The following is a 23,151-nucleotide window of genomic DNA, read 5'->3' as shown; positions in this document are numbered from 1 at the left end:
CAGGTTCTATCGTTATGGTCAGTGAATCACGTGCAGTTCGTAACGCGCATCCATCCGGTCGCGCTCGGCGTCGCGTGTACACAGAAACGCGTCCCAACCGAGGCGTGCGCCGTTACTGAGAAACGTCGGGCCCACGGCCTCGCGGCGCAGCACTAGCGCCACTTCGTATTCGAGCGTGATGCCTGCCAGCAGCGTAAGCATGCGTTCCAGCGCAACGGCACGGTCCGCACCGGGCAGAAACGCCTCGTAGTCAGCTTTATCGAGCGGTCCTATCACGAGCCGCGCGCGCATGTCGCGTTGCCAGACGCGCTCCCCGGCGAGCGCCGTTGCGCCGAGTGTCGCGTTGACGCTGCCGAGCAGCGTCAATTGATCGCGCGGCACGTCATACCATTTGCCGACGAACTGCTCGACACGCACCGGCACCTTGAAGTATTCAGACAACGTGCGTTGTAAATACGCTGCCGACACTGGCCTGTGTCGCGCAGGCAGCGCATAGCCGGCAATCGCTTCGTCGAATAGCGCGCCCTCGCCAGTTTGCAGACTGGTGCGGGTGTCGTTGTCCGCAACGCCCGCGAGCGCAAGCAGCAGTGGCAAGTAGCGTTCGTCGCGATCCAGTTCGTAATGAAACGGCAAGCGGTACTTCTTCCAGGCCGCGTAAAAAAGCGCGGTGGCGCGATTGGAAAACACATCGAAAAATTCGCGCGCGGCGCGGTCACGCTTGATCTGTTCACGGGCGATGATCTGCTCGGTGTAGTGCAGCGGCAACGCGCCCTGCCCGCCGAGCAAGCCGAAAAATGCCGGCGTGATGTCCACTTTTTCGAGCGAGCCGTCTTCGAGCGCTGCCGTACGCTGGGCCTTTTCCTTTAACGCAGTGCCTTCTTCGTCGTACGATTGCGCACCGTGGATCTCGCTCGGCGGAAACGACATGGAGAGCGAATTGCGAAACGCAATGCGCTGCGCGACGATATCGCCGGAACGTCCCGTGTCAGACGGCGATTGTTGTGCGAACCACTTTTCGAACAGCCGCACCGCCTGAAAAAATTCAAAGCGATGTGGTTCGTCGAGAAGCTGCTCGACTACGCCAGGATCGATTCGCCGCTGCGCGGTTTGCATCGCAAGATCTCCTCGCCAGTGCGCTTCGACACGACGACCAGTTGCACAAAGCTGTTCAAATGTACGTAAAGCCCAAAGAATGTGTCGATCACGCGCACGAAAGACGCGAGACTTGTGCCGACAAAATGTTCTTCGTCGATGGTCAAGCGAATCTCGATGCCGCGCACGAACGTCGCGAACGGTTTACCGGGCAGCCATTGCACGGCCGCGCGCTGCTCGATCCCGACAAGACCGTCGATATGCCGCGCCGACACCGCCGTGCGCCGCAAATCGTAGAGCACCAGCATTTCCTTCAGCGCGGAAAGCCCGCTATTCGCGAGCGACACATGGTTCAGCGCGAGATGCGAGATGAGCCGCCAATGCGCGGCCCGACCGCGTTCGAAACGCACACTCGGCGTGGGCCGGCGCAACATCGCAATGCTGCCCGTCAGCGACCCGCCTTCCAGAAAGAGATCGCCGCCTTCCAGACCCACGGCGAGGCCTGCGGGCAAGTCGCGGTTCGTACAGGTCAGATCGAGACTCAACGTGTCGGTTTGCGGCGCCGCCGGTTCAAAGTCAATATCGACAATCGAGATCTCGGTCTCGTAGCCTGGGCTCTTTTGCGCGACCCAATCGTTGCGGCGCGCGAACCAGTAGTGTCCGGCGCGTGCGGCCTCGCCGTGATGCAGCGAATAGAACGGCCTGAATTCGATGACCGACTCCTGGTGGGCCTGTTGCCTGACGAGCTTGACCGAATCGATCGAATAAACCTCATAGGCAAATGCGCGGCGCGCTTCAGCGATCACCGGGTACGAGACCGCCTGATGGGTCACGCGAATCGGTTCGCCGTGCTGCTCGAACAGGTTCACCACCGGCGTGCAGAAGAGACGGAAATGATGCGCCGACAAAGCATCGAGAAGCCTGGCGACATGCGAATCGCTGCGCACGTCTTTCAGCACGACGTGCAGTGTCAGCCGTTGGCAGCGTCCCGCCGCGCGCGTCATTGCGGTCAGATCGAAGTCGGCGAAATTGAATTTTTCCGGGAATGCAAAGTACTCGGTGAGAAGCCGATAAGCCGGATGGGACTTGGCAGGATAGTCGATCAGCGCGTCTTGCTCGTCAAAGCCTGCTTGCGCGAGCGGCGATGCACGCAGTTGCGTCCATACCCCGCGTCGGTCGGCTTCGACATAGACGGCCATTGCATTGATGAACAGGCAGTCGGCGAGCGCCGCAATGAACGACTGCTCGCCGTGCAGATGCGCGCGCAACGTACCGACCTTCAACGCGGACAGATCGAGTTGCGCGGCGGTGGATTCGAAGGTGATCGAAACGATTGCGGTCGCATTGCCGGGTAACACGGTCGCGCTGGGCGCCATCGCGACTGACGTGTACTTCGCCTCGGAGATACGGACCGGTGCGAGCGTGACGTCGAACGCGGTCCGGAAACGGCATTGCACGCCGCGAATGGGCCGCGACTTCAGCTCAGTACCGCGTTCGATCTTGACCGGTTCCGTCAGATGACTCAATGCGGCGGAGTTGCCCAATTGCGCAATCGAACACGATGGAAATGGCCGTAGATAATGCGGATACAGCACTTCGAGCAGCGCTTCGGTGAACTCGGGGTAGTCGTCGTCAAGCTTCTTGTTGATACGCGCGCCGAGCAGCGCGAACGACTCGATCATTCGCTCGACATGCGGGTCCTCGCAGTGCTCGCCCGACATGGCAAGACGCGCGGCGATCTTCGGATAGCGTTCCGCGAAGTCGCGCGAATAGCGCCGCAAAAATGACAGCTCGCGCTCGTAGTACGGCAGCAATTCTTCCATCGATCTAATCCCCGAACCCGAACCTTCTCCGCTTCACAACTGCCACCGGTGCGCGTGGCGGCGGCGGAAAAGCGGCACTGAAGCCAAGCGGTATCAAGCTAAAAACAGCGCTTACAATTTTGCGCGTGCGCGCGTCACCGAGTATTGCAATGTGGACGGCTGCAACATCGCGTCGAAACTCACCGGTTCTTCTGCCGGATGAACGACCAGCAGCGCCTGAATTGCGAAATTCAGCGCGTTGGTCGATTGTTCGTTCAGTTCGAGCGTGACCGATACCTGCTGCAAGCGCGGCTCATGCCGCGCAATTGCCTGTTGAATCGATTTGCAGATGAACGTGCGGTCGTAGTGACTCGCGAGACTCAGTCCTGCGAAGTCGTTCAGGCCGTACGTGAGCACGGAGCGCTGACATTCAGGCAAAGCCGCGAGTTCATGCTCGGTCAGCGCGATGCGCGTGTTCAGTATCGCTTCGACATCTCGCGCGACAGTGCCCTTTAACTCCTCCAACGACAATTGCCGCATCGCCGGTGAAGCCGGCAGATGCGGTTCGTCGTCGAACAGCTTGTCGAGAAAGCTGGGTTCGAAGCGTTTCATCGGCGTCCGAAGAAGCGGTTAGATGCAGTGCGCACGCCTTGCGCTGCAGCCCTCGCGGGCCGCGCGCCGCGTGCGCGCCCATGCATCAGACCGCGTACGTCTTGTCGTTCTTCGTCAGGCTCCACGCGCCCTGCGCGTTGCCGCCCTGGTTGCCGCCGATCTTCTGCTGCGTGTACTTCCACTGCACGGCTGCGTACTTCAGCGAGAACTGTTCGGTAGGCAGACCTTCGCCGACGACGCTCGGCGTCACGCTCGAAATGATCACGTACTTCAGCTTTACTTCGAGGTACTTGATGCGATTGCCTTCGCCGTCCGAACGCATGAAGTCGATGGTGACTTCGTCGAACGTCGTGCCGCCCGATGCGTGCTGATAGATCAGCGGGCTGACTACGTCGATGTCTTTCGTGAACTGCATGTCCGCGTGTTCGCAACGCTCGGACGTGTGGCCGCCCGCGGTCGAAGCCGTGGCCGAGCGCGGTTGCGTGATCGAGTGGCTCCACGAATCGATTTCGATCCAGCCAGCGTGATCTTTATCGGCAGACTCGCCTTTGATCGCCGGATTGCCGAATTTTAAATAGATGTCCTTCATAACTCATCGACTCCCCAAAGAGGTGGTTTTAACAGCTAACCCGGGCGGCCGGCCCGGGTTTTCTGACTTCGTTTATGAATTGGCCGGTTTCGGCAGGTCGGCGACGAGCCGCAAGGAGATCGACAGTTCGTCGAGCTGGAAATGCGGGCGCAGGAAAGCAACCGAGCGATATGCGCCGGGCTTGCCCGGAATCTCCGAGACCTGGATGGACGCTTCGCGCAACGGGAACTGCGCTTTCTGTTCCTGAGTTGCGTTGTCATCCAGCAGCACGTATTGCGAGATCCAGCGATTGAGGAAGACTTCGACGTTCTGCGCCGATGCAAAGCTGCCGATCTTGTCGCGCATCATTGCCTTCAGGTAATGCGCAACGCGCGATACCGAGAAGATGTACTGCAATTGCGCGGACAGAACGGCATTCGCATTTGCGCTGTCGGTGCTGTACTTCTTGGGCTTCTGCACCGATTGCGCGGCGAAGAACGCGGCGTAGTCGGAGTTCTTGCAATGCACGAGCGGAATGAAACCCAGGTCGCTCAACTCTTTTTCCCGGCGATCGGTAATGGCGATTTCGGTCGGGCATTTGAGCGCAACTTCACCGTCGTCGGTCTTGAAGGTGTGAGTCGGCAGATCTTCCACCAGACCGCCGCCTTCCACGCCGCGAATGGCTGCACACCAGCCGAAATCGTCGAATGCAGCCGTGAGGCGCGCAGCGAATGCCCACGCCGCGTTGCACCACAAGTACTTGCTGTGATCGGTGCCGTCGACGTCTTCGACAAAGTTGAAGCCTTCTGCCGTGGCGCCGTCTTTAGGATTGAACGGCAGGCGGCCGAGAAAGCGCGGCAGCGTGAGGCCCACATATCGCGAATCTTCCGAGTCGCGGAACGACTTCCACTTCGCGTATTCGACTGTATCGAACACCTTGCCGAGGTCGCGCGGCTTGCCGAGATCGGCAAACGTTTCGAGGCCTAGCAATTCGGGCGACGCCGAAGCGATAAACGGCGCATGCGCGGCCGCCGCGACATGCGACATCTGCTCGATGAAATAGACGTCTTCGGGCTGACGCGTGACCTCGAAATCGCCGATGATCGCGCCGAACGGCGAGCCGCCGAACGTGCCGAACTCCTCTTCGTAGATCTTCTTGAAGAGCGCGCTTTGATCGAATTCGATCGCGGTCTTGAAGTCACGTACGAGGTCGCGCTTAGGCGCATGCAGCGCCTTGATCTTGACCGTCGCGCCGGTGTTGCTCTCCTTGCACAGATAGTCCAGACCGCGCCAGGTGCTTTCCATACGCTGGAATTCGGGTGCATGCATCACCGCGCTCAACTGCGCGGAAATGAGGCGGTCGAGTTCCGCAACGCGTGCGTCGATCGTTGCCGACAGGTTGTCGGAGACGACCACGGTGCCGTCGAGCACCTGGTGCACGAGTTCGCCGATCAGGTCTTTCGCCCGCGCATGTTCGGAATCGGACTTCGCCACGCGGCTTTTCTCGACGATCTCGTCGAGCAGCGTGGATTCCGGACCGCTTTGCGCAGTAGCGAGTTGGGCCGCTGCTGTTTGCTGGTTCATCTCACACCCCGTACTTATTCGCCTTGCTTGTCGTGGTCCGGCGCGCCGCCGTTCTGGCCCGCCGCATTGCCCTGATCTTTCGCCAGGGTTTGCAACTGTTGCGTGTTGTTGAGCACCTCGGAAAGCAGATCTTCGAGCTTGTCGTTGCCGGCGAGCTTGTTGCGCAGATCCGCGAGCTTCGAACGTGCTTCGAGCAGACGCCGCAGCGGCTCGATTTGCGCGACGACTTCGTCCGGATTGAAATCAGCCATCGACTTGAAACGCAGATCTACGGCAAATTTTCCGCCGGCTTCGCTCAGGCGGTTCTCCACCTGGAACGCAGCGCGCGGCTCAATCGCCTTCATCACGTCGTCGAAATTGTCGCGGTCGATATTGACGAACTTGCGATCGCGAAGCTTCGGCTGATCGACTTCAGATTGCCCCGCCAGATCGGCCACCACGCCGACGACGAACGGCAGCTCTTTCACCTCGATCGCATCGCCGCGCTCGACCTCATAGGTGAGCTGCACGCGGGGCGGCCGCACTTTTTGCAAGCGTTTTTGTATGCTTTCTTTCTTCGCCATCGTCGGCTCCCGAATGCTGATGGTGAGACGTGGAGATCAGCGCAGCGCGCTGAACGGATCTGACGCGCCGCCGCTTTGCGCAGCTTTGGCGGGCGCTGCGGGTGCCGCAGGAGCAGGCGCCGCCGGAGCCGCCGGCGTGGCGGCCGGAGCCGCAGCCGTGGTGTTCGCTTCCGGCGCCTCCACCGTCTTGCTCTTCGCGACGCGGCGAATCACGCGCTTTTTCTTTGCAGCCGTCTTGTCGCTCGGGTCAGGCGGGAACAGCGTGGCTTCGCCCAGCGTGTCGCGCAACTGCTTGGCGAGCGCTTGCGCGTCCGACTTGGCGTCGCCCGCGAGTGACGCGTCCTGACGCAATTCACCGAGCGATTGAGTGGCAACGCGAAGGCCCGCCACGGCCAGTACGCTCTTTGCCTGACGGTCGGTCTGGTCGCGCTGCAAGGCCTCTTGCGCGGCGACGATAGCCTGACCGTAATGACCTTGCGCAAACTGGATCTGCGCAATGCGCGACCAAGGTTCTTCGCGCGTCGGATCTGATTTTGAAAGCTGCTGATAAAGCGCGATAGCACGATCCTGATCGCCGCCTTTCGCTACAGTATCTGCGTCCGCGAGCTGCTTATTAAAAGCCTCCGGTGTGGTCGCCGTGTTGTTGCCTTGTGTCGCGCAACCGGCCATCACGCCGCATGCCAACACTACCCCAGATAGTTTTACTAACAGACGGTCATTCATCGTTTTTCACCGACGTGCGATTTTTTAATTCAAGGAGAAACCGGAGTTTTGCTTTGCTTCAAGTGCGCGGGTATAGTACAGGCCAATTTTCGATAATTCAACTTTCACGTGAAGAAGCATTGCACGAAAAAAATACGCATGGATCTTTAAAACCACGCATGCAGAAATTGTTTCCTGTCGCAATAGGGCAGTAGGGTAAACGGGAAATTTTGCCACTCGGCGGCCGCAAAGCCAATGTATGCGTGGTATTACATGCAAGCGGCATCGCGCGGCAGTAAACGGCAGAAAGCGGCATTAGTTGGTGAAGTTTTGCAGAAATCATTTTTGTTATCGATGTTTAGACGGGGGACGGCGGCCAGCCGGTCGATGTATATGAATTCGCGTCTTGTTCGCCATGCATCGCTATTGATTGCAAACGCCGCTCTGTGCGCCGCGCTGGGCGGTTGTGCCGCAGGCGTTACCGTGCTCGGAGCCGCTGCCAATGCGGCTTTGCAGGCGAGCGGCCTCGGCAAGCCGGATTTGCCGGACGCGCAAAAACCGCCGCGCAATGTCGGCCTCACGTTATATGCGGCGCCCAATCTGAATGCTGCAAATGACAGGCGGCCATTTGCGCTGGTGGTGCGGCTTTACACATTGAAAGATCCCACTTCATTCCAGCAGGCGCCATTCGACGCATTTACTGACCCGGCGAAGGAAAAGACCATACTCGGCGGCGATCTGCTGGGCGTGCGTGAAGTGACGCTGATCCCGGGCCAACGTTACGTTGTTACCGAAAAGGTATCGCGTGAAGCGCAAGCCTTCGGTATCGTCGCTCTATTCCGCGATCCGGCCATGCAGCGTTGGAAATTCGCCTTCGACCCGGCGAAGTCGGAGAAATCCGGCATAATGATCGGCCTGCATAACTGCGCAATGACGGTGACCAACGGCACGGTGATCCCGCCAGAACAGGGATTGCCCGCGCAGCCGCTGAATATGCTTTCCGCTGTTAGCTGTGGTTAAAACCCGTCGCGAAAGATGCGGAAGCAGTGAGATTTAACATTTTCAAGAGAATTAACAATGCGGCGCCCGAATGGGCTTATTGCGGGCGCGCCGCACGCTGAATCCATATAACAGGTTTGAGATGAGTTATTCCGCAAAAGTGCTCTGGGGGGAAGGCCTGTTTCTGAGGCCGCAGCATTTTCAGCGTCAGGACGCCTATCACGAGGCGCGCCTGTTCGAGTCCATTCAGGCTATCCAGCCGTACAACTGGGGCGTGCGTTCGGCGCGCTTCGACCGTGATGCACTTGGCAGCAACGTGCTGCGTGTCAGCGAGCTTTCGTTGGTGTTCCCCGACGGCGCACTGTATTCGGCGCCGCAAGCGGACGACCTGCCACCGCCCATCGCGTTGGACACGTTGCCCGACGGCATCAACGAATTTACGTTTTATCTTGCGCTGCATCCGTTGCGCGAGACGGGCGCCAACTATTCGCACGACAACAACGCGGGGTTCGTCGCGCGCTACGTCAGTGAGCAGACTCCCGTCGCCGATCATTTCACCGACGCGGCCGAAGCCGATATCACCTTCCTCAAGACGAGCGTCAAGCTGATTGCGCACAGCGAGCCGCGCGATCAACTGCTTTCGGTGCCGCTCGTGCGCGTGCGCCGCACAGCTACGTCGGGCTTCGAAATCGACGACAGCTTCGTGCCGCCCTGCCTCGCAATCGACGCTTCGCCGGTTCTGCATCAACGGCTGCGTCAGTTGATCGACGCGTTGCAGGCCAAGGTCAACGCGCTATACGGGTTTCACCGCGAACCGACCAAGAACATCATCGAGTTCCGTTCGGGCGACATTGCGTCGTTCTGGCTGCTGCACACGGCGAGCGCGGCGTTCGCGTCGCTCGCTCATCTATATCAGCATTCGGCGCTGCATCCGGAGCGGCTGTTTCAGGAGTTGCTGCGTCTCGCCGGCCAGTTGATGACGTTTTCCAAGGGCTACGCGCTGTCCGATCTGCCGGCTTATCGTCACGACGATCCGGGCCCCGGCTTTGCCCGGCTCGATATGATCCTGCGCGATCTGCTGGAAACCGTGATCTCCACACGCTACTTCGCGATCGCGCTCGAAGAAGTGCGTCCGTCGTTCCATGCCGGGCGACTGGACTCGGGCAAGATCGACGACAAAACGCTCTTCTATATCGCGGTATCCGCCGACATGCCCACCGCCGAACTGGTCGAAGCGGTACCGGCACGCTTCAAGGTCGGCGCGCCAGACGACGTCGACAAGCTCGTGCTCTCGGCCATGCCGGGCGTGCGACTCGTCTACACGCCACAGGTGCCCCCTGCGATTCCGGTGCGGCCAGGGGCGTGCTATTTCTCCTTCGAGCCGCGCGGCGCCCTGTATGAGCGCATGTTGCAAGCGCAATCCGCAATGATCTATGCACCCTCGGGTATCAACGATCTTCAACTTGAACTGATCGCGGTCACATCATGAGCTACGCGCCTTCACTTTTCGGCGGCAGCACGCCTGCCACGACGCCCGCCCCGGCGACCGAGCCGAGCTATCAGGTCCGTTCGCTACTCGACCTGCTGTACGACGGCTTCTTCATGCTGTTCCTGTTGAAGAACGGCCGCGAGCCTGGCGAAGCACACGAGTTCAGCCAGCGCATTCAGCAGTTTCTCGGCGACTTCGAGCGCGGCGCGAAAAAGCTCAATGCCTCCGCCGAAGATGTCTACGCGTCGAAGTTTGCGTTCTGTGCGGCGATCGACGAGTCGGTGTTGTCGTCCACGTTCAAGATTCGCACGGAATGGGAGCGGCGGCCGCTGCAACTGGTGCTGTTCGGCGAGCAGCTCGCGGGCGAAAAATTCTTCCAGTATCTGGAAGAATGCCGCGCGCAAGGCGCGGCTCGTTTGCAGTCGCTCGAGGTGTTCCACATGTGCCTGCTGCTCGGCTTTCAAGGCAAGTACTTGCTGGAAGGGCCGGAGAAGCTTGCGTATCTGACCGCGCGTATCGGCGACGAAATCGCGCACATGAAGGGCAAGCGTGCGCCGTTCGCACCGCACTGGCCGTTGCCCGATCAGGTCGCGCACCGTCTGAAGCGCGAAGTGCCGTTGTGGTCGATCGGCGCGGTGTTCGCGCTGGTGGGACTGCTCGCCTATCTCGGCCTGAACACGTATTTGCGCGATCAGACGTTGCGCACATTGGCGCCCTATTCGCAGGTGGTCAAGCTGGGGCCGCAATCGGCCACGCTGACCATTTCGTTGCCCTGAGGTCAGTTCGCTACAAGTAAAACGGCCCGCATTGATTCAGCGGGCCGTTTTTCACGGTGCGACAGAAAAAACCGCTTACTGCGACTCCTCCGCCCACACCGCATTCTCACGCGCCATCAGTGCCGTCGACGCAGCCGGTCCGAACGTCCCCGCTGTGTAGTTACGCGGCCGCTCGCCCGACTTGGCCCAGCCTTCGAGAATCGGCTCGGCCCACGCCCACGCAGCTTCCAGTTCGTCGCGACGCATGAAGTGCGTGAGGCGTCCGCGAATCACGTCGATCAGCAGACGCTCGTAGGCTTCCGCGCGACGCTCGGTGAACGCCTGCTGCAGGTCGAGGTTCAGATTCACCGGCAGCATGTGCATGCCGCTGCCCGGTTCCTTCGCGAGCATTTGCAGCTGAATCGACTCTTCGGGCTGCAACTGGATCACGAGACGGTTGCCGTAGTTGCGTCCGCCACTCGGAATGATCGAGAACGGCAGTTCGGAGAATTCAATGACGATCTCCGATACCTTTTTCTGCATACGTTTGCCGGTACGCAGGAAGAACGGCACGTTGGCCCAGCGCCAGTTGTTGATATGCGCGCGCAACGCGACAAACGTCTCCGCGCGGCTTCCGGCCGGCACGTTGTCTTCCTGCAGATAGCCCTTCACGGCCTCGCCGTCTACCGCACCCGCCGTGTACTGGCCGCGCACGGTATCGCGGGCGATGTCCTCGGGCGTCATGGGCCGCAACGAGCGCAGCACCTTGAGCTTCTCGTCGCGGACCGCGTCCGGGTCCAGCGACACGGGCGGCTCCATTGCGACGATGCACAACAGTTGCAGCAGGTGGTTCTGCACCATGTCGCGCAGCGCGCCGGTTTTGTCGTAGAAGCCCGCGCGGCTGCCCACGCCGACCGTTTCGGCCACCGTAATCTGCACGCGTTTGATATAGGGCGCCTGCCACAGCGGGCCGAAAATCGGATTGCCGAAGCGCAGCACCATCAGGTTCTGCACGGTTTCCTTGCCGAGGTAGTGGTCGATCCGGTAGATCTGCGCTTCGCTGAAATGCTTGCCGACCGCCGTGTTGATCTCCTGCGCGGACGCCAGATCGTGACCGAGCGGCTTTTCGAGCACGACGCGTGAGTTGCCGTCTACGAGGCCCGCGCCCGAGAGGTTCTCGCAAATATTCATGAACAGATCGGGCGACGTCGCGAGATAGAACACGCGGCGCACGCCTTCGCGCGACGCTTCCTTCAGCCGCTGATAGTCTTCTGGCGAGTCGACGTCCATGCGCACGTATTCGAACAGCGCGAGAAATTTGTCCCACGCGGCGGCATCGAATGCTTTCTTTTCGATGAAGGGCTTGGCCTTCTGCTCCATAAATTCGTTGATGTACTCATCGCGCGACCACGGCTTGCGCCCGATCGTCAGGATGCGCGTTTCCGGCGGCAGGTTGCAGTGCAGATGCGCCATGTAAAGCGCAGGGAGCAGCTTGCGAAACGACAGGTCGCCAGTGCCGCCGAAGATGATCATGTCGAGCGGAAGGTCGGGAGTCGCAGAAGCGTGTTGGGTCGTCATAGCGCGGTCGCAGCGTCGTGAGAAAGAAAGCGTTGCCAGGAGCCAACGGGCCGTTCGGGCCGAGGCCTGGGGCAAAGGCAGAAAAAGTGGACAGGCGGCCTCGGCACGCTGATCGGCACAATTTTCTGGCAGACGCCTATGGTGCAACGTTTTGGGATTGTTTGCACGGCAACATGCGCCGCACATTGGCGCAATATGCCAACGGGGCCCGGCAAGCCACTGTTTTGATGGGATTTCTTATTGCGCTTGATGCGATTAGCGTTACCGGGCCTGAGTAGGCCGCGGCGGCGGCTGGTCGACCTGGTCCACCGGGCAACTGCCGTTCGCTTCCTCTGTGCAGAATGCGCGGCGCCCGGCTCAGCCGCCGGCCAAAGCCTGGCGCGCGACCCGGCACGCCGCCAGATCCCAAGCCGCACAGCCGACGCTTTTGAAAACGATCGGCGTTCGATCCGGCAGCGGCATTGAGTTATCCAGCACTGCCGCGATGCCCCGAACGTCGCTCCAATCCACGCCTGCCTGGATGAAATCGCCGGCTTCGTGTTTTGCTCCGGCTTCGTCGTCGACAAAAAGTGCGCTGTCCGCGATCGTCCGGGCGCCGATTTCGACCATCTCGGGCGTAAAGGCGCCGACGCCGATCACGAGGCGGCTCGCGCGCGGGGCTTCCTGATAGACGGGTTGCCGGCTCGTGGTCAGAGCAATGACCGTGTCGACCGACTCGGGCAGCGCTGCGTCCGGATCCGCAAGCGGCAGGACTTCGAATGCCTTGCCGCGATGGGCGGCGCAAAACGCTTCGGCGCGGGCCGGCGCACTGCCATTCACCCACACGCGCGCGTCCGGGTACAGCTCGCCTATTGCTTCCAGATGATTCAGCGCCTGCGTGCCGGTGCCGATCAGCACGAATTCGCGAGGCGCGGCCGCGGCGAGTGTCCGGACGCCAAGCATCGACATCGCCGCGGTGCGGCGGCCCGTGACCGTGGGGCCGTCGAGGATGAACAGCGTCTCGCCAGTGTCGGCGTCGAATGCCATCACCTGACCGTGGATCGTTGGCAAGCCGCGCGACCCGTTGCCGGGACACACGTTGACGAGCTTGTGGATTGCGAGATCCGGCGAGGTTGCCGGCATCGACAGCAAAATGCCGCCTTGATTCAGCGGCACGACAAGCCGCTCGGGACTCGCTATGCGTTGCTGCGCGTACTCGATGCTCGCGCTCTTCAGCGCGTCGACGAGTTCGGCATACGGTGTGAGCCGCGCGGTCGCGGCGGCGTCGAAAATCTGCGTGGTCGGACGGGTCATGAGCGGATGTCTGGTCACAGTGGAGACAGGCGATTCTACGACGCCGCGCCGCCTTCAGAGCGCGCATTGAGATCTCGCACGATGACTATGGCGGTGACGGTGACCGTGAAGGTAGCCATGACCGCGCTGCAATTCCCCGGGTGGCCTCCCTTCCCGCGTGTCACGCGAGTGCCGCTCGCTCACAGCGGACTCACTGCCGACTCACTGCGCAGCGCCCGAATTCGCGCTGCTGTCGCCGGACTTTTTGCCGCCTTTGAACATAGCTCGGCACGGCGGACTCAGTTCGTCGACGTGCTGCTTCATGCAGGCCGTAATTTTCGCTTTGTTAGGAATGTCCGCGGCGCAAAAGTGCATTGCGTCGCCGCGACAGGCCTTGGCCTGTTCGTCCTGTGTCGCGGCATGTGCTGTGGTAATGGCGCTGATGGCGAAAAAGCTCGCGGCGAGCAAGGCGTGGATTCTGGTCATATCGGGTCCCGTATCGCAATGTCGATACAACGTCACAGCAGAAAACGGGCCTGATCAACTGCGGGCTGTGCGGTTGGGCGGTTGTGCCCACGGTGCATGCCGTCCCATCTTGCCGCGCTTGCTTTACAGCCCTCGCCTCAAGCCTTCGCCCTCAGCCCGCGCCCACACTAAGCACCATCCCGCGGCCGGCGTAAAAACGCGTCATCGTCGCGAACGGCAGATAGACGTCGGCCTGTTGCGGCCCGATCCCCGAAGGATTGTGGAACCACACGCCGTTCGCATCGCGGCCGTGCAGCAGAATCAGATGACCGCCCCGGCGCTCATTAGGCCGTTCTGGATAGCGGATCTCAGGGCTGACGGAGACAACGGCGAGCGTCCGCGAATTCAGACGCGAGGCGATTTCTTCGAGCGTCGCCTCTGACAGTACGTCGACGCGCACCCCGAACGCCTGCTGCACCCACGCCGCGAACGGGTGATAAATAAGACCGTCGACGCCGCCGTCGTCGCGAATTCGATACACGCCGCGCGCGAGCGCTTCGTCGAGCAGCGCGGCGCGCGGCGGATGTTCGATACGCCAGTAGTCGAGTGCGGACTCTAGGCACGTCAGACCGCACAGGCGTTTGGCCCAGAAGCGGTATTGCTCCGGGTCCGAAAAGCCGCTCTTCTGCCAGCCGGGATCGTCGCAAGGATCGCCGTTTTGCTCGACGATATGGCGGACCCATTCGGGGCTGCCCCATTGCGGGTGATACGGCACGCCGGCGTGGCGCAGGGTCGGTTCGTTCATGCTGAGGCGATCAATGAAAAGTGTGGGACGCGAAGACGGTAGACGCGCTTACAACATGCTGCGAGGCCGTTGCATGGTGCCGTCGAAAAAACGCTGCAGGCGAAACGCCGACAGATCCAGCGACGCCTGCCCGCCGTCGTTCATCTCCGCAAGCAGCTTGCCGACGATAGGTCCCATCGCGAAACCATGGCCGCAAAAGCCGGTGGCGATCGTAAGACCGCTGACCTGCGGCGGGGCGTCGATCACCGGAATCCCGTCGGGCAACACGTCGATCAGACCCGCCCACGACTCGACCACCTGCGCGTCCTTCAGCGCGGGAAACAGCGAGCGCAGTTTGGCAAGCGCGCGAGGCGCGTGGCTCACGTTAGGCTGCGGGTGCGGGTCGCGCGGATGAAGCACGCGCTCGCTCTGCGGCACGCTGCCCGGCAGCCGGTCGCGCAAGTCCTGCAAGCAGGCGCCGTTCAGATGAAAGCTGAACTTCTGACGCTGACTCCACAGTTCGGGCAGAAACCATTTCAGCGCGCGGAAATGGCCGAGCGTCATGTCGACGTCGACCTGCATGTCGTCGGCGAGATTGATCGCGCCGTTCGCGCGTTGCCTCACGCCCAGACCATGTCCCCAGAACGTGGACGCGGTGACGGGCGGCAATGGGTTCGTGCGCATGCAAGTGCCCCGTACCGCCTGCTGCGGCAATTCCAGGCCCAGTGTTTTCAGAAGACGCCAGCTGCTCGCGCCGGCCGCGCAAATGAAACGCGACGTGCGGATGGTTCCGCGCTCTGTGACGACGCTGGCGATCGCGCCGCCCGCGCGTTCCACGCCGAGCACGCCGGAGCCTTCAAAAAATAGCGCGCCCGCTTCCCGCGCCCGCGCCGCGAATGCGGCAGCGGCGCGGCGCGGCTCGGCCTGACCGTCGCTCGGCGTATAGAGGCCGCCGAGCGCCGGGCCTTGCATGCCGGTCACCACCGAATCGATCTGCTTCCGATCGAGCGTACGCGTGTCGAGCCCGTGTTCCCGCGCGACGTCCATCCATTGCTGGAAGGAGGTCCAGTCCTCCTCGCTGCTCGCCACATACAGGCAGCCGCCCTGACGCCATTCGAGGTCGAAGTTCAACTCGCGCTCGAGCGTTTCCCACAACGGTATGCTCGCCATCATCAGCGGGACTTCGGCGGATTCACGGCCCTGCTGGCGCACGAAACCCAAGGCTCGGGACGACTGCTGGCCGGCGATGCGGGACTTGTCGAGTACGACCACGGACAACCCGCGCCGCGCGAGATAGTAGGCCGCTGCGCAACCCATGATGCCGGCACCGGCAATGACTACGTCGGCGTGCTTGGGAAACGGTTGGTCGTTGACGCTGAAGCCGGCGTGCAGCGGATAAGTCGTGGTCATCGGGCGAGTGGTTTTAAGTGCGAGCGTAATCTTCGCAGGCGAACCGATTGTCCGCAATGGCGACGGCGCCCGGAGCCCTGCAGGAGTCGCTCGGAACCGCGTCGTTCGCGCAGTTCAGGGAGGATGCGGTTTATCTGCGAGACGAATAATTTGCAAATATCCGTCTCGCAGATATTGGCGTTTATTCGCCACACGAATATTTGCCAGATATTCGCATGGCGAATAAAATGCATTTATTCGTTCGACGGATATTTGCCATGCTCCATCCCATCGCCACACCAGACCAAATTGCCCAACTGCTGGCTGCAAGCCGCCGGCAAGCGGGTCTTACGCAGGCCGAAGCCGCCGCACGAGTGGGCGTGAGCCAAAGCCGTATTTCGGCGTGGGAAACCGACGCAGCAGCGCTGACCGTCGCCCAGCTGCTATCGCTGTGCGGTGCTTATGGGCTGCAGCTGCAACTGCGCGACAAGAACCAGCCGGCCTCCGCACCGGCGCTTTCCACCGAATGGTAAGCATGGCCCGCCCTACCCACTCACGCGCGCTTTCCGTCTGGGCGAACGGCGAACGCGTCGGCGTGTGGCGTCTTCCTGCCCGCGGTCCGATGGAATTTTCTTACGACGCCACCTGGATCGGCTCGCCCGCCGGCCGGCCGCTGTCGCTCTCGCTGCCTTTCATGCCCGGCAACCTCGCGCACAAAGGGCCGCGGGTGCTCAACTACTTCGACAACCTGCTGCCCGACAGCGACATCATCAGAAAGCGTATCGCTCAGCGCTACCGGACTGAAACGCTGGACGCGTTCGATCTGCTGCAAGCTATCGGCCGCGACTGCGTGGGCGCCGTCCAGTTGCTGCCCGAAGACGATGCGCCGGTGGGCGTAGACCGCATCGAGGGCACGCCGCTGACCGATGCCGAGATCGAGACCATGCTGACGCGCACCGTCAGCGCACCCGCGCTCGGCGCGACAGAGGAAATCGACGATTTCCGCATTTCGCTTGCTGGCGCACAGGAGAAAACTGCGCTGCTGTGGCACGACGAACAATGGAAACGGCCGCACGGCGCCACGCCCACCACCCATATCTTCAAGCTGCCGCTCGGACTCGTCGGCAACAAGCTGGCGGATCTGAGCACGTCGGTCGAAAACGAATGGCTGTGCCTGCGCATACTGCGCGCTTTCGGCTTGCCGGTAGCGAACACGGAAATCGTGACGTTTGGCAAGCAACGCGTGCTGAGCGTCGAGCGTTTCGACCGGCAACTGCATTCGAGCGGGCAATGGCTGCTGCGCCTGCCTCAGGAGGACTTTTGCCAGGTGTACGGCGTGCCTTCGCATCTCAAGTACGAGAACGAAGGAGGTCCTGGCGTGCTGGATCTGGCGCGCGTGCTGCAACAGTCGGTCGCGGCCGAGCAAGACATCGAGACGCTGCTCGCGAGCCAGATTCTCTTCTGGATGCTCGCCGCGCCGGACGGCCACGCGAAAAACTTCAGTATTCGCCTGCTGGCGGGCGGCCAGTACCGGCTAACACCGCTCTACGACGTCATGTCTATCTGGCCGGTGGAGGGAAACGGCCCTAACCAATGGTCGTGGTTCAAGGCACGCCTCGCAATGGGCATGTGGTCGCGCAGCAAGCACGACGCTTTTCGGGACGTGCAGCGGCGCCACTTCAACACGATGGCGCTCAAGTGCTCGTATGGCGCGAGCGCCGAACCGCTGATCGAGCGCCTGATCGGGCAGACGCCGAGCGTGATAGAACAGGTCACGGCAGAATTGCCCGAGCGATTCCCGGGCAAGGTGGCCGAGCGGATCTTCAAGGGCCTGCGGAACTCCGCTACGAAACTTGCGAAGATGCCCGCGGCTTGACGCCGGCCGGGCGCTCGGTGGATGCGGCCCGGTTTCGCCGGTAAAATGCGTTTTATGCACTACGCATAGCGGCGTGCGCGAGTATGACCGTAAATCTGTCGAATTTCGGGCTTTCCCTGACAGAAACAGCGGCGCCTTTACAAAAACCCTGACCGGGATGTTTTTACGGTACATTTGCTGTCCCCCGCGTACTGCTTTGCCTTGTGTCCATGATGCACGGCCGCGCTACGCCTGCCGTATCGCCCCCACAGCCCTTTAAGACGGCGGATTTTCACGCAGTATGACCAACGAAACACACTCACCAGACTCCATCGCAGTCGCCGAGCGCGTGCGCGAGTTGATGAGCCGGCATGGAATCGGCAAGCGACAGCAAACCACAGAACTTTGCCGCATCCTCGATCTGAGTTTTTCGCAGGGGCACCGCAAGCTGCGCGGCAATAGCCCGTGGACCCTGTCGCAAATCAAGAAAGTCGCCGAGGTGTACGGCGAGCCTGCGGCGCAACTGTTCGGCGCTCAATCGCTTGACCCAGGCATGGTCGGCGCCATTGCGCAGGAGGCCGTGTTCTGCATCGGCGCAATCGAGTTGCCCTGCACCGCCTGGGTCGGCGCCGCGCTCGAACCGGGCAGCCGGCCGGAATTCGTCGCGTACTCCAAGCTCGGCCAGTGGCGCGTCGCGCGTCACGACGGCGCGCTCTACCAAAGCGCGTATGAAGTCCACAAGATCGAGATTTATCCGCGCCGCGCGGAAACGGACAAGCCGACCATCGCCGTTGTCGACGACGATCAGGCGAGCGCCGACAATCTGCGAGATTATCTCGAGCGCAGCGGTTTCACCGCAGTGGCGATCTACGGCCTTTCGGCTTTCGCCGAACAGTTGCAAACCCAGGTGTTCGACGGCATCGTGATCGACTGGCTGTTCGGCACGCAGACATCGGCGGCCGCGATTCGTGCGGTGCGCGCGTCGGAAAATCCCGATGCGCCGATCTTCGTGCTGACCGGCGAATTGCTCACCGGCAAGGCGAGCGAATCGGAGATCAGCCAGGTCATCCGCAACTACGACGTCGCCTGCTACGAAAAGCCAGCGCGCATGGCGATTCTGGTGGCCGATCTATCCAAGCGGCTGAACCGGCCATGACCGGGTCGTGAACCGCGCAGCGCTGTCCTAGACGGTGTGCCGGGAAGCCAGCGCGCGCTGCAACGCGTTGCGCAGATCCCCGTAATGTATCGGCTTTAATAACGCCTCGAAGAACGGCAGCGCGCCGTTCTCTGTCTCGCCACTCTGCCTCGCGCCGGTCTCCGGCGCATAAGCGCTGACCACGATTACCGGCACTTCCGACGACGGCCCGCCGCGCGCGGCCAGATCCGCGAGAAACGCGTAGCCGTCGCGTTCGGGCATGTGCAAATCGAGCAGCACCACGTCGCAACGATGCGCATCGAGCCACGCGAGAGCATCGTCGGCATTGGCGACGGCGTGCGCGTCGAACTCCATATGCGCAACCATTTCACCGAGCGACTCGCGCATCAGCCGGTTATCGTCGACGATCAGCACGCTGGGCCGCGCGCCGCCCGGCTCGGCCTGCGCAGTGACGCCGGGCACCTGAGCAGACGCGACCGGCGTAACAGGAATGGTCACGGTGAAAGTGGTGCCCTCGCCCACCATGCTCGACACTTCAACGCTTCCACCGAACAACCTGACGAGTCCCTGAACGATTGCGAGTCCCATGCCCGCGCCTTCAAAGCGGCGCGTGCGCGAACTGTCCAGCTGCGTGAACTCTTCGAAGATCAGTGGAATCTGTGCCTGCGATACGCCCGGCCCCGTGTCGCTGACTATGAAGCTCAGCAGCGCCGGCCGCTGCATCAGCTTCACGCGCACCGTGCCGGTTTCCGTATAGCGGATTGCGTTCGTAACGAGGTTATTGACGATCTGGCGAATGCGGTGCGGGTCCGAATCGACGAGCCCGCTCACGCCGCTCGCCTCGCTCTCGAGCGTGAGGCCGCGCGCGGCGGCGGACATGGCATGTTCGTCGACGATGGACGCCAGCAGCTCGCGCGGCTCGAAATGCTCGTGACGCAGTTCGAGCTTGCCCGCGCCGAGGCGCGCGTAATCGGTCAGGTCCTTCATCTGCGCTTCGAGATGCCGCGCTGCGGTTTCGAGCCGCTGAATCACCTTGCGGTCGGCTTCCGAGTGATAGTTGAAGCCAAGCAACTCGATCGACGACACAATCGCGTGCAACGGCGTGCGCAGCTCGTGACTGATCATGCCGAGAAACGCGTCTTTCGCGAGGCTCGCCTCGCGCGCCGCACGGCTCGCCTGGTGCTCGGCTTCGAGCGCCGCGTGCTGCTGATGCATGAGGCGCGTGCGACGCCGGCCATTCACCACGAGCAGCAGCGTCGCCGCAGCGGACAGCAGCAGCAGGATCATGCCGCCTGCAAAAAGCAGCCGGCGCTTGTCGATGTAATCGCGGTTCATCGCTTCGCGGTCGGCGACATCGGCGAAACGGCGGCTCAGCGCGAGATCGTTCACTTCGTTCCAGTGCTGGCGCAACTGCGCGACGATCCGGTTGACTCCGCTGGGATCGTTGGGCAGTGACGCGACCTGAGGCGCCAGGCCGGTCAGCATGCGGTCGAGCGCATGGATCTCGTCGAGTTGCCGTTGCACCAGCGCGACTTGCGTCGTGAGCCTGAGCGTGGAACCTTCCATGACGTGCAGTTTCGATTGCAGCAACTGGTAGCGCAACGTGAGCCGCTGATAGTCGTCATCGACGCCGGCCTGGTAGAGCAACAGCTGGTTCTCGAAGCGTGCGTAGGCGATTTGCAGTTGCGCCGCGTCCCAATAGAAGCCGTCGTACGAACCTGTGAGGGACTCGGTCGTGCCCGGATTGAGCAGGTTCGCGTAGAGCAGATAGCCGATCGCGCCGGCCGGCGCGGCGAGCGCGGTGAGCCAGATCAGCACATACAAAACCCGGCGCCACGGACGGCGCGTTACTTGACTATGAGTGCCTTGATCTGCCATACGAATTTGGAGTCGCCCGAGGCGCCCGCGAGTTCATCGGGGAACGCGTCGCGCGGATAGATGAGGAACAGGGGCCCGAAGTCGCTGATCTTCAGGCGCCGGCCGTTCATGCTGTACGCCACAACCACGCCGTAGCGGTCGCAATCCGATACTGGGACCGTGTAGGTGTAGTCGTCGAGCGTGCGGATTTCAACCTGCGTGCCGTACGCACCAACCGTCTTCAGAATATCCGCGAGCAGCGGTCCTGTGAAGGTGGAGCGCGGCGTCCACGTCGTGGCAGTGGTGATCGAGTGGGCCGGCAGCGCAAGCAGCTGCGCCTCGGCGAAGCGATATGAACGGTGCGCAGCGTCGTTCGTCTTGCCGATTTTGCCGGACACGTCGAGCGAGAGCGCCGTAGCGTCGGTTTGTGCCTGCACGCTCCAGGCGGTCAGCGCGAACATCAACCCGATCGCCCACCGCGCGCGCGCCTGCGCGCCAAACCTGCGTTGCAGTCTTGCAGTTACTTTGGTCATCTGCTCTTTTATTCCGTGGTCTGTTGTTTTTCTTGCGGCGCATCGCCCCGCGTTTGCCGTCACACGCGCCACCCCGACGCGCGATCGCTGAACGGCATGCATAATATCGTCAAAATTCGTTGCAGGAAAAAACGAAGGCCCACTGCCGCGCTACCTGCCAACACGCGTCGCGCTTCAGGCGGCGGTTTTCCCACTCGCGTTGCGCGACCTCACGAGCGTTATGAACAAGCCGGTTTTGCCCCTTACCTATGAGCAACTCGATCACTGGATCGAATCGCTGCAACCCGCGTTGCTCGCCGAAGGTTTTGCGATGGCAATCGGCATTCTGCGTGGCGGTGCTCCACTCGCACTGATGGTTTCGCACTCGGCCGGCGCGCCGGTCGCGTTTCTGCGCTATGACCGCACGTCGCGCACAGTGGCGTGGGACTCGACGCTGCCCATCCCGCCGGCCGGCTCGAAGGTCCTGTTGTGCGAAGACATTGCGGGCCGCGGCTTTACGCTGGTGGACTGCCTTGCGTTCCTCAAACAGCATGGCCTCGATGTGAAGACGCTGACGGGCGCCGTCGACGACCTCAGCCGCACGCAGCCGGACTACGCAATCGATGCGCGCGGCTACTTCGCGCTATTCCCGTGGGAACGCCAGGCCTACACCGAGCGCTATCGCAACGACTGGGCGCGCGTCGAAGCAGGCGATGCGCCGGCAATGGCAGACGATCACCACTACGCGACTTAGAAGCTGTTGCGAAATTAGTTAAACATTGGCCTGAGTCGCGTCCAGCAAATCAAGGCGCAAGCCAGGGACAGAAAGGCTTCATGGACATGGGCATAACGTTCGTAGCGAATCTTCAGGCGTCGAAACGAGTGAAGCCATGCAATCGAGCGCTCGACTGGCCAACGCGTTTTGCCCAGACCACTGCCATGGGGCGAGCCAATCTTTGCGAGCACCGGCGTGATGCCGCGCTCTCTCAAACGCTGTCGATGTGGTTCCGAGCTGTAGCCCCGGTCGCCCTGAACGATTTGCGGTTTATGCAACGGGCGTCCCCGCTTGCCTCTAATGTGTGGAATGGCATCGACGAGTGCATCAAGCTGGGTGACGTCGTGGCGGTTCGCCCCGCTCAGAATGACCGCGAGCGGGATGCCTTTCGCGTCGACGATGAGGTGGTGTTTGCTGCCGAGCTTGCGCCGGTCCGTGGGATTCGGGCCGGTTTTTTTCCCGCCAGCATCGCGCGAATCGACGAGCTGTCTACAAGCGCTCGTGACAAGTCGATTTCGCCACGGCGACGCAGTTCGGCCAGCAGCGTTTCGTGGATGCGTTGCCAGACTCCTGCTTCTTGCCATGCCACGAGCCGCCGCCAGCAGGCGGTGCCCGAACCGCATCCCATCTCCTGCGGTAGCAGATTCCACGCAATGCCGGAGCGCAGTACGAACACAATGCCCGTCAGCGCGGCACGGTCGGGAGTCGGCTTGCGGCCCGCATACTGGCGATTGCGCGGTGCCCGAGCAGGTAAAAGCGGTTCGATGAGCAACCACAATTCGTCGTCGATGAGTTCTTTAGGCATCGCTTCCTGTTGGACAAAACAAGACAGGAAGTTAACACCAAGTCAGAAAAGTTAACAGGCCCAGAACTTAATTTCGCAACAGCTTCTTATGCGATCGACCTCGACGGCATTCTGCTGCCCGACGTGCCGCTTGCGCGCTATGACGAGGATCTCGCCGCGGCACTGCTCGAACGCGATGCACTGCTGCCGTTCGAAGTGCTGCCGGGCATCGACCTCAAGCGCGTTCGCACAATCATCACGGGCCGGCCTGAAATGGACCGCGCCCGAACACAAGCGTGGCTGGAGCGGCATGGCTTCGGCCATATGCAACTGGTGATGCGCACGCCCGTCACGCACGATGAGAGCCCGGCCGGTGCGGCCGCTCACAAAGCGGCTGCGGCGCTCACGGGCGGCGTCACGCACTTCGTGGAAAGCGATCCGGTGCAAGCTTTGCTGATTGCACAGCAGGCGCCGCTATTGCGCGTGATCTGGTGGGACGCCCAGACGCACACCGGTATGCTGGTCGGCGCGCGCGCGTGGGCGTCCGAGTGAGGGTGA

General features: G+C 61.7%; 21 protein-coding genes and 2 pseudogenes. 8 read left to right on the top strand and 15 right to left on the bottom strand.

Features of this window, described 5'->3' with window-relative positions; genetic code table 11:
• Positions 1-18: 18 nt before the first annotated feature.
• The 7 genes from tssG to OH764_RS22405 form a co-directional block, all read right to left on the bottom strand.
• Positions 19-1,113: a type VI secretion system baseplate subunit TssG gene (gene tssG / locus OH764_RS22435; protein WP_498850848.1), complete on the bottom strand. Its 1,095-nt coding sequence runs from the start codon at positions 1,111-1,113 to the stop codon at positions 19-21.
• Positions 1,077-2,915, bottom strand: a complete 1,839-nt coding sequence (gene tssF, locus OH764_RS22430) for a type VI secretion system baseplate subunit TssF (RefSeq protein ID WP_498850847.1) — start codon at positions 2,913-2,915, stop codon at positions 1,077-1,079. Before tssF ends, tssG begins: the two co-directional genes overlap by 37 nt.
• Positions 2,916-3,026: 111 nt before the next feature.
• Positions 3,027-3,506 carry a type VI secretion system baseplate subunit TssE gene (gene tssE, locus OH764_RS22425; protein WP_020070382.1) on the bottom strand — a complete coding sequence of 160 codons (480 nt, stop codon included), beginning with the start codon at positions 3,504-3,506 and terminating at the stop codon, positions 3,027-3,029.
• A gap of 85 nt (positions 3,507-3,591) precedes the next feature.
• Positions 3,592-4,095 carry an Hcp family type VI secretion system effector gene (locus OH764_RS22420; RefSeq protein WP_020070381.1) on the bottom strand — a complete coding sequence of 168 codons (504 nt, stop codon included), beginning with the start codon at positions 4,093-4,095 and terminating at the stop codon, positions 3,592-3,594.
• Between the two features lie 72 nt (positions 4,096-4,167).
• Entirely contained in the window at positions 4,168-5,658 is a 1,491-nt protein-coding gene (tssC, locus tag OH764_RS22415) for a type VI secretion system contractile sheath large subunit (protein ID WP_027779364.1), read from the bottom strand.
• A 14-nt stretch (positions 5,659-5,672) separates the two neighbouring features.
• Positions 5,673-6,221 carry a type VI secretion system contractile sheath small subunit gene (gene tssB, locus OH764_RS22410; protein WP_498850846.1) on the bottom strand — a complete coding sequence of 183 codons (549 nt, stop codon included), beginning with the start codon at positions 6,219-6,221 and terminating at the stop codon, positions 5,673-5,675.
• A 36-nt stretch (positions 6,222-6,257) separates the two neighbouring features.
• Positions 6,258-6,944, bottom strand: coding sequence for a tetratricopeptide repeat protein (locus tag OH764_RS22405; protein ID WP_498850845.1), 687 nt, complete (start codon positions 6,942-6,944; stop codon positions 6,258-6,260).
• 372 nt (positions 6,945-7,316) lie between these two features.
• Here OH764_RS22405 and tssJ point away from each other — a divergent pair, with 372 nt between their 5' ends.
• The 3 genes from tssJ (at position 7,317) to icmH (ending at position 10,187) form a co-directional block, all read left to right on the top strand.
• Complete coding sequence (gene tssJ, locus OH764_RS22400) at positions 7,317-7,943, top strand: type VI secretion lipoprotein TssJ (RefSeq protein WP_498851264.1); 627 nt, start codon at positions 7,317-7,319, stop codon at positions 7,941-7,943.
• Between the two features lie 121 nt (positions 7,944-8,064).
• Positions 8,065-9,411: a type VI secretion system baseplate subunit TssK gene (gene tssK / locus OH764_RS22395; RefSeq protein ID WP_020070376.1), complete on the top strand. Its 1,347-nt coding sequence runs from the start codon at positions 8,065-8,067 to the stop codon at positions 9,409-9,411.
• Positions 9,408-10,187 carry a DotU family type IV/VI secretion system protein gene (icmH, locus tag OH764_RS22390; RefSeq protein WP_498850844.1) on the top strand — a complete coding sequence of 260 codons (780 nt, stop codon included), beginning with the start codon at positions 9,408-9,410 and terminating at the stop codon, positions 10,185-10,187. The genes tssK and icmH overlap by 4 nt, the downstream gene beginning before the upstream one ends.
• Positions 10,188-10,262: 75 nt before the next feature.
• Here icmH and zwf read toward each other — a convergent pair whose 3' ends face one another.
• From zwf to OH764_RS22365, 5 genes are all read right to left on the bottom strand, one after another.
• Entirely contained in the window at positions 10,263-11,744 is a 1,482-nt protein-coding gene (zwf, locus tag OH764_RS22385) for a glucose-6-phosphate dehydrogenase (protein WP_020070374.1), read from the bottom strand.
• Between the two features lie 357 nt (positions 11,745-12,101).
• A complete protein-coding gene (gene lhpI / locus OH764_RS22380; protein ID WP_498850843.1) occupies positions 12,102-13,037 on the bottom strand; it encodes a delta(1)-pyrroline-2-carboxylate reductase family protein in 936 nt (311 codons plus the stop codon).
• Positions 13,038-13,238: 201 nt separating this feature from the next.
• A complete protein-coding gene (locus tag OH764_RS22375) occupies positions 13,239-13,502 on the bottom strand; it encodes a hypothetical protein (protein WP_498850842.1) in 264 nt (87 codons plus the stop codon).
• A 151-nt stretch (positions 13,503-13,653) separates the two neighbouring features.
• Complete coding sequence (locus OH764_RS22370) at positions 13,654-14,286, bottom strand: cysteine peptidase family C39 domain-containing protein (RefSeq protein ID WP_498850841.1); 633 nt, start codon at positions 14,284-14,286, stop codon at positions 13,654-13,656.
• Between the two features lie 48 nt (positions 14,287-14,334).
• Entirely contained in the window at positions 14,335-15,675 is a 1,341-nt protein-coding gene (locus OH764_RS22365) for an NAD(P)/FAD-dependent oxidoreductase (RefSeq protein ID WP_498850840.1), read from the bottom strand.
• Between the two features lie 257 nt (positions 15,676-15,932).
• Here OH764_RS22365 and OH764_RS22360 point away from each other — a divergent pair, with 257 nt between their 5' ends.
• From OH764_RS22360 to OH764_RS22350, 3 genes are all read left to right on the top strand, one after another.
• A complete protein-coding gene (locus tag OH764_RS22360) occupies positions 15,933-16,187 on the top strand; it encodes a helix-turn-helix domain-containing protein (RefSeq protein WP_498851263.1) in 255 nt (84 codons plus the stop codon).
• A gap of 2 nt (positions 16,188-16,189) precedes the next feature.
• Positions 16,190-17,530, top strand: coding sequence for a type II toxin-antitoxin system HipA family toxin (locus OH764_RS22355; protein ID WP_498850839.1), 1,341 nt, complete (start codon positions 16,190-16,192; stop codon positions 17,528-17,530).
• 280 nt (positions 17,531-17,810) lie between these two features.
• Positions 17,811-18,665 (top strand): helix-turn-helix domain-containing protein, encoded by an 855-nt coding sequence (locus tag OH764_RS22350; RefSeq protein ID WP_027779377.1) that lies wholly within the window; start codon positions 17,811-17,813, stop codon positions 18,663-18,665.
• Positions 18,666-18,692: 27 nt separating this feature from the next.
• Here the strand turns inward: OH764_RS22350 and OH764_RS22345 are convergent, their stop codons facing one another.
• Entirely contained in the window at positions 18,693-20,543 is a 1,851-nt protein-coding gene (locus OH764_RS22345) for an ATP-binding response regulator (RefSeq protein ID WP_498850838.1), read from the bottom strand.
• Positions 20,513-21,055 (bottom strand): putative pterin-binding protein, encoded by a 543-nt coding sequence (locus tag OH764_RS22340; RefSeq protein ID WP_498850837.1) that lies wholly within the window; start codon positions 21,053-21,055, stop codon positions 20,513-20,515. The genes OH764_RS22345 and OH764_RS22340 overlap by 31 nt, the downstream gene beginning before the upstream one ends.
• Positions 21,056-21,275: 220 nt before the next feature.
• Here OH764_RS22340 and OH764_RS22335 point away from each other — a divergent pair.
• Positions 21,276-21,785 (top strand): annotated as a pseudogene (locus OH764_RS22335) (phosphoribosyltransferase); the annotation flags it as partial.
• A gap of 17 nt (positions 21,786-21,802) precedes the next feature.
• On the opposite strand, the gene OH764_RS22330 reads toward OH764_RS22335, so the two are convergent.
• Positions 21,803-22,614, bottom strand: a protein-coding gene (locus tag OH764_RS22330; protein WP_498846769.1) for an IS5 family transposase whose coding sequence is annotated in 2 segments (ribosomal slippage) — positions 21,803-22,275 and positions 22,275-22,614 — 813 coding nt in all. Because the reading frame shifts where the segments join, the coding sequence is not laid out codon by codon here.
• A gap of 81 nt (positions 22,615-22,695) precedes the next feature.
• Between OH764_RS22330 and OH764_RS22325 the strand changes: the two are divergent.
• Positions 22,696-23,145: pseudogene (locus OH764_RS22325) on the top strand (phosphoribosyltransferase); the annotation flags it as partial.
• Positions 23,146-23,151: the final 6 nt, after the last annotated feature.

Source organism: Burkholderia sp. M6-3 (assembly GCF_050858985.1).
GTDB lineage: Bacteria > Pseudomonadota > Gammaproteobacteria > Burkholderiales > Burkholderiaceae > Paraburkholderia > Paraburkholderia caledonica.
This window is presented reverse-complemented; position numbering and strand designations above follow the sequence as displayed.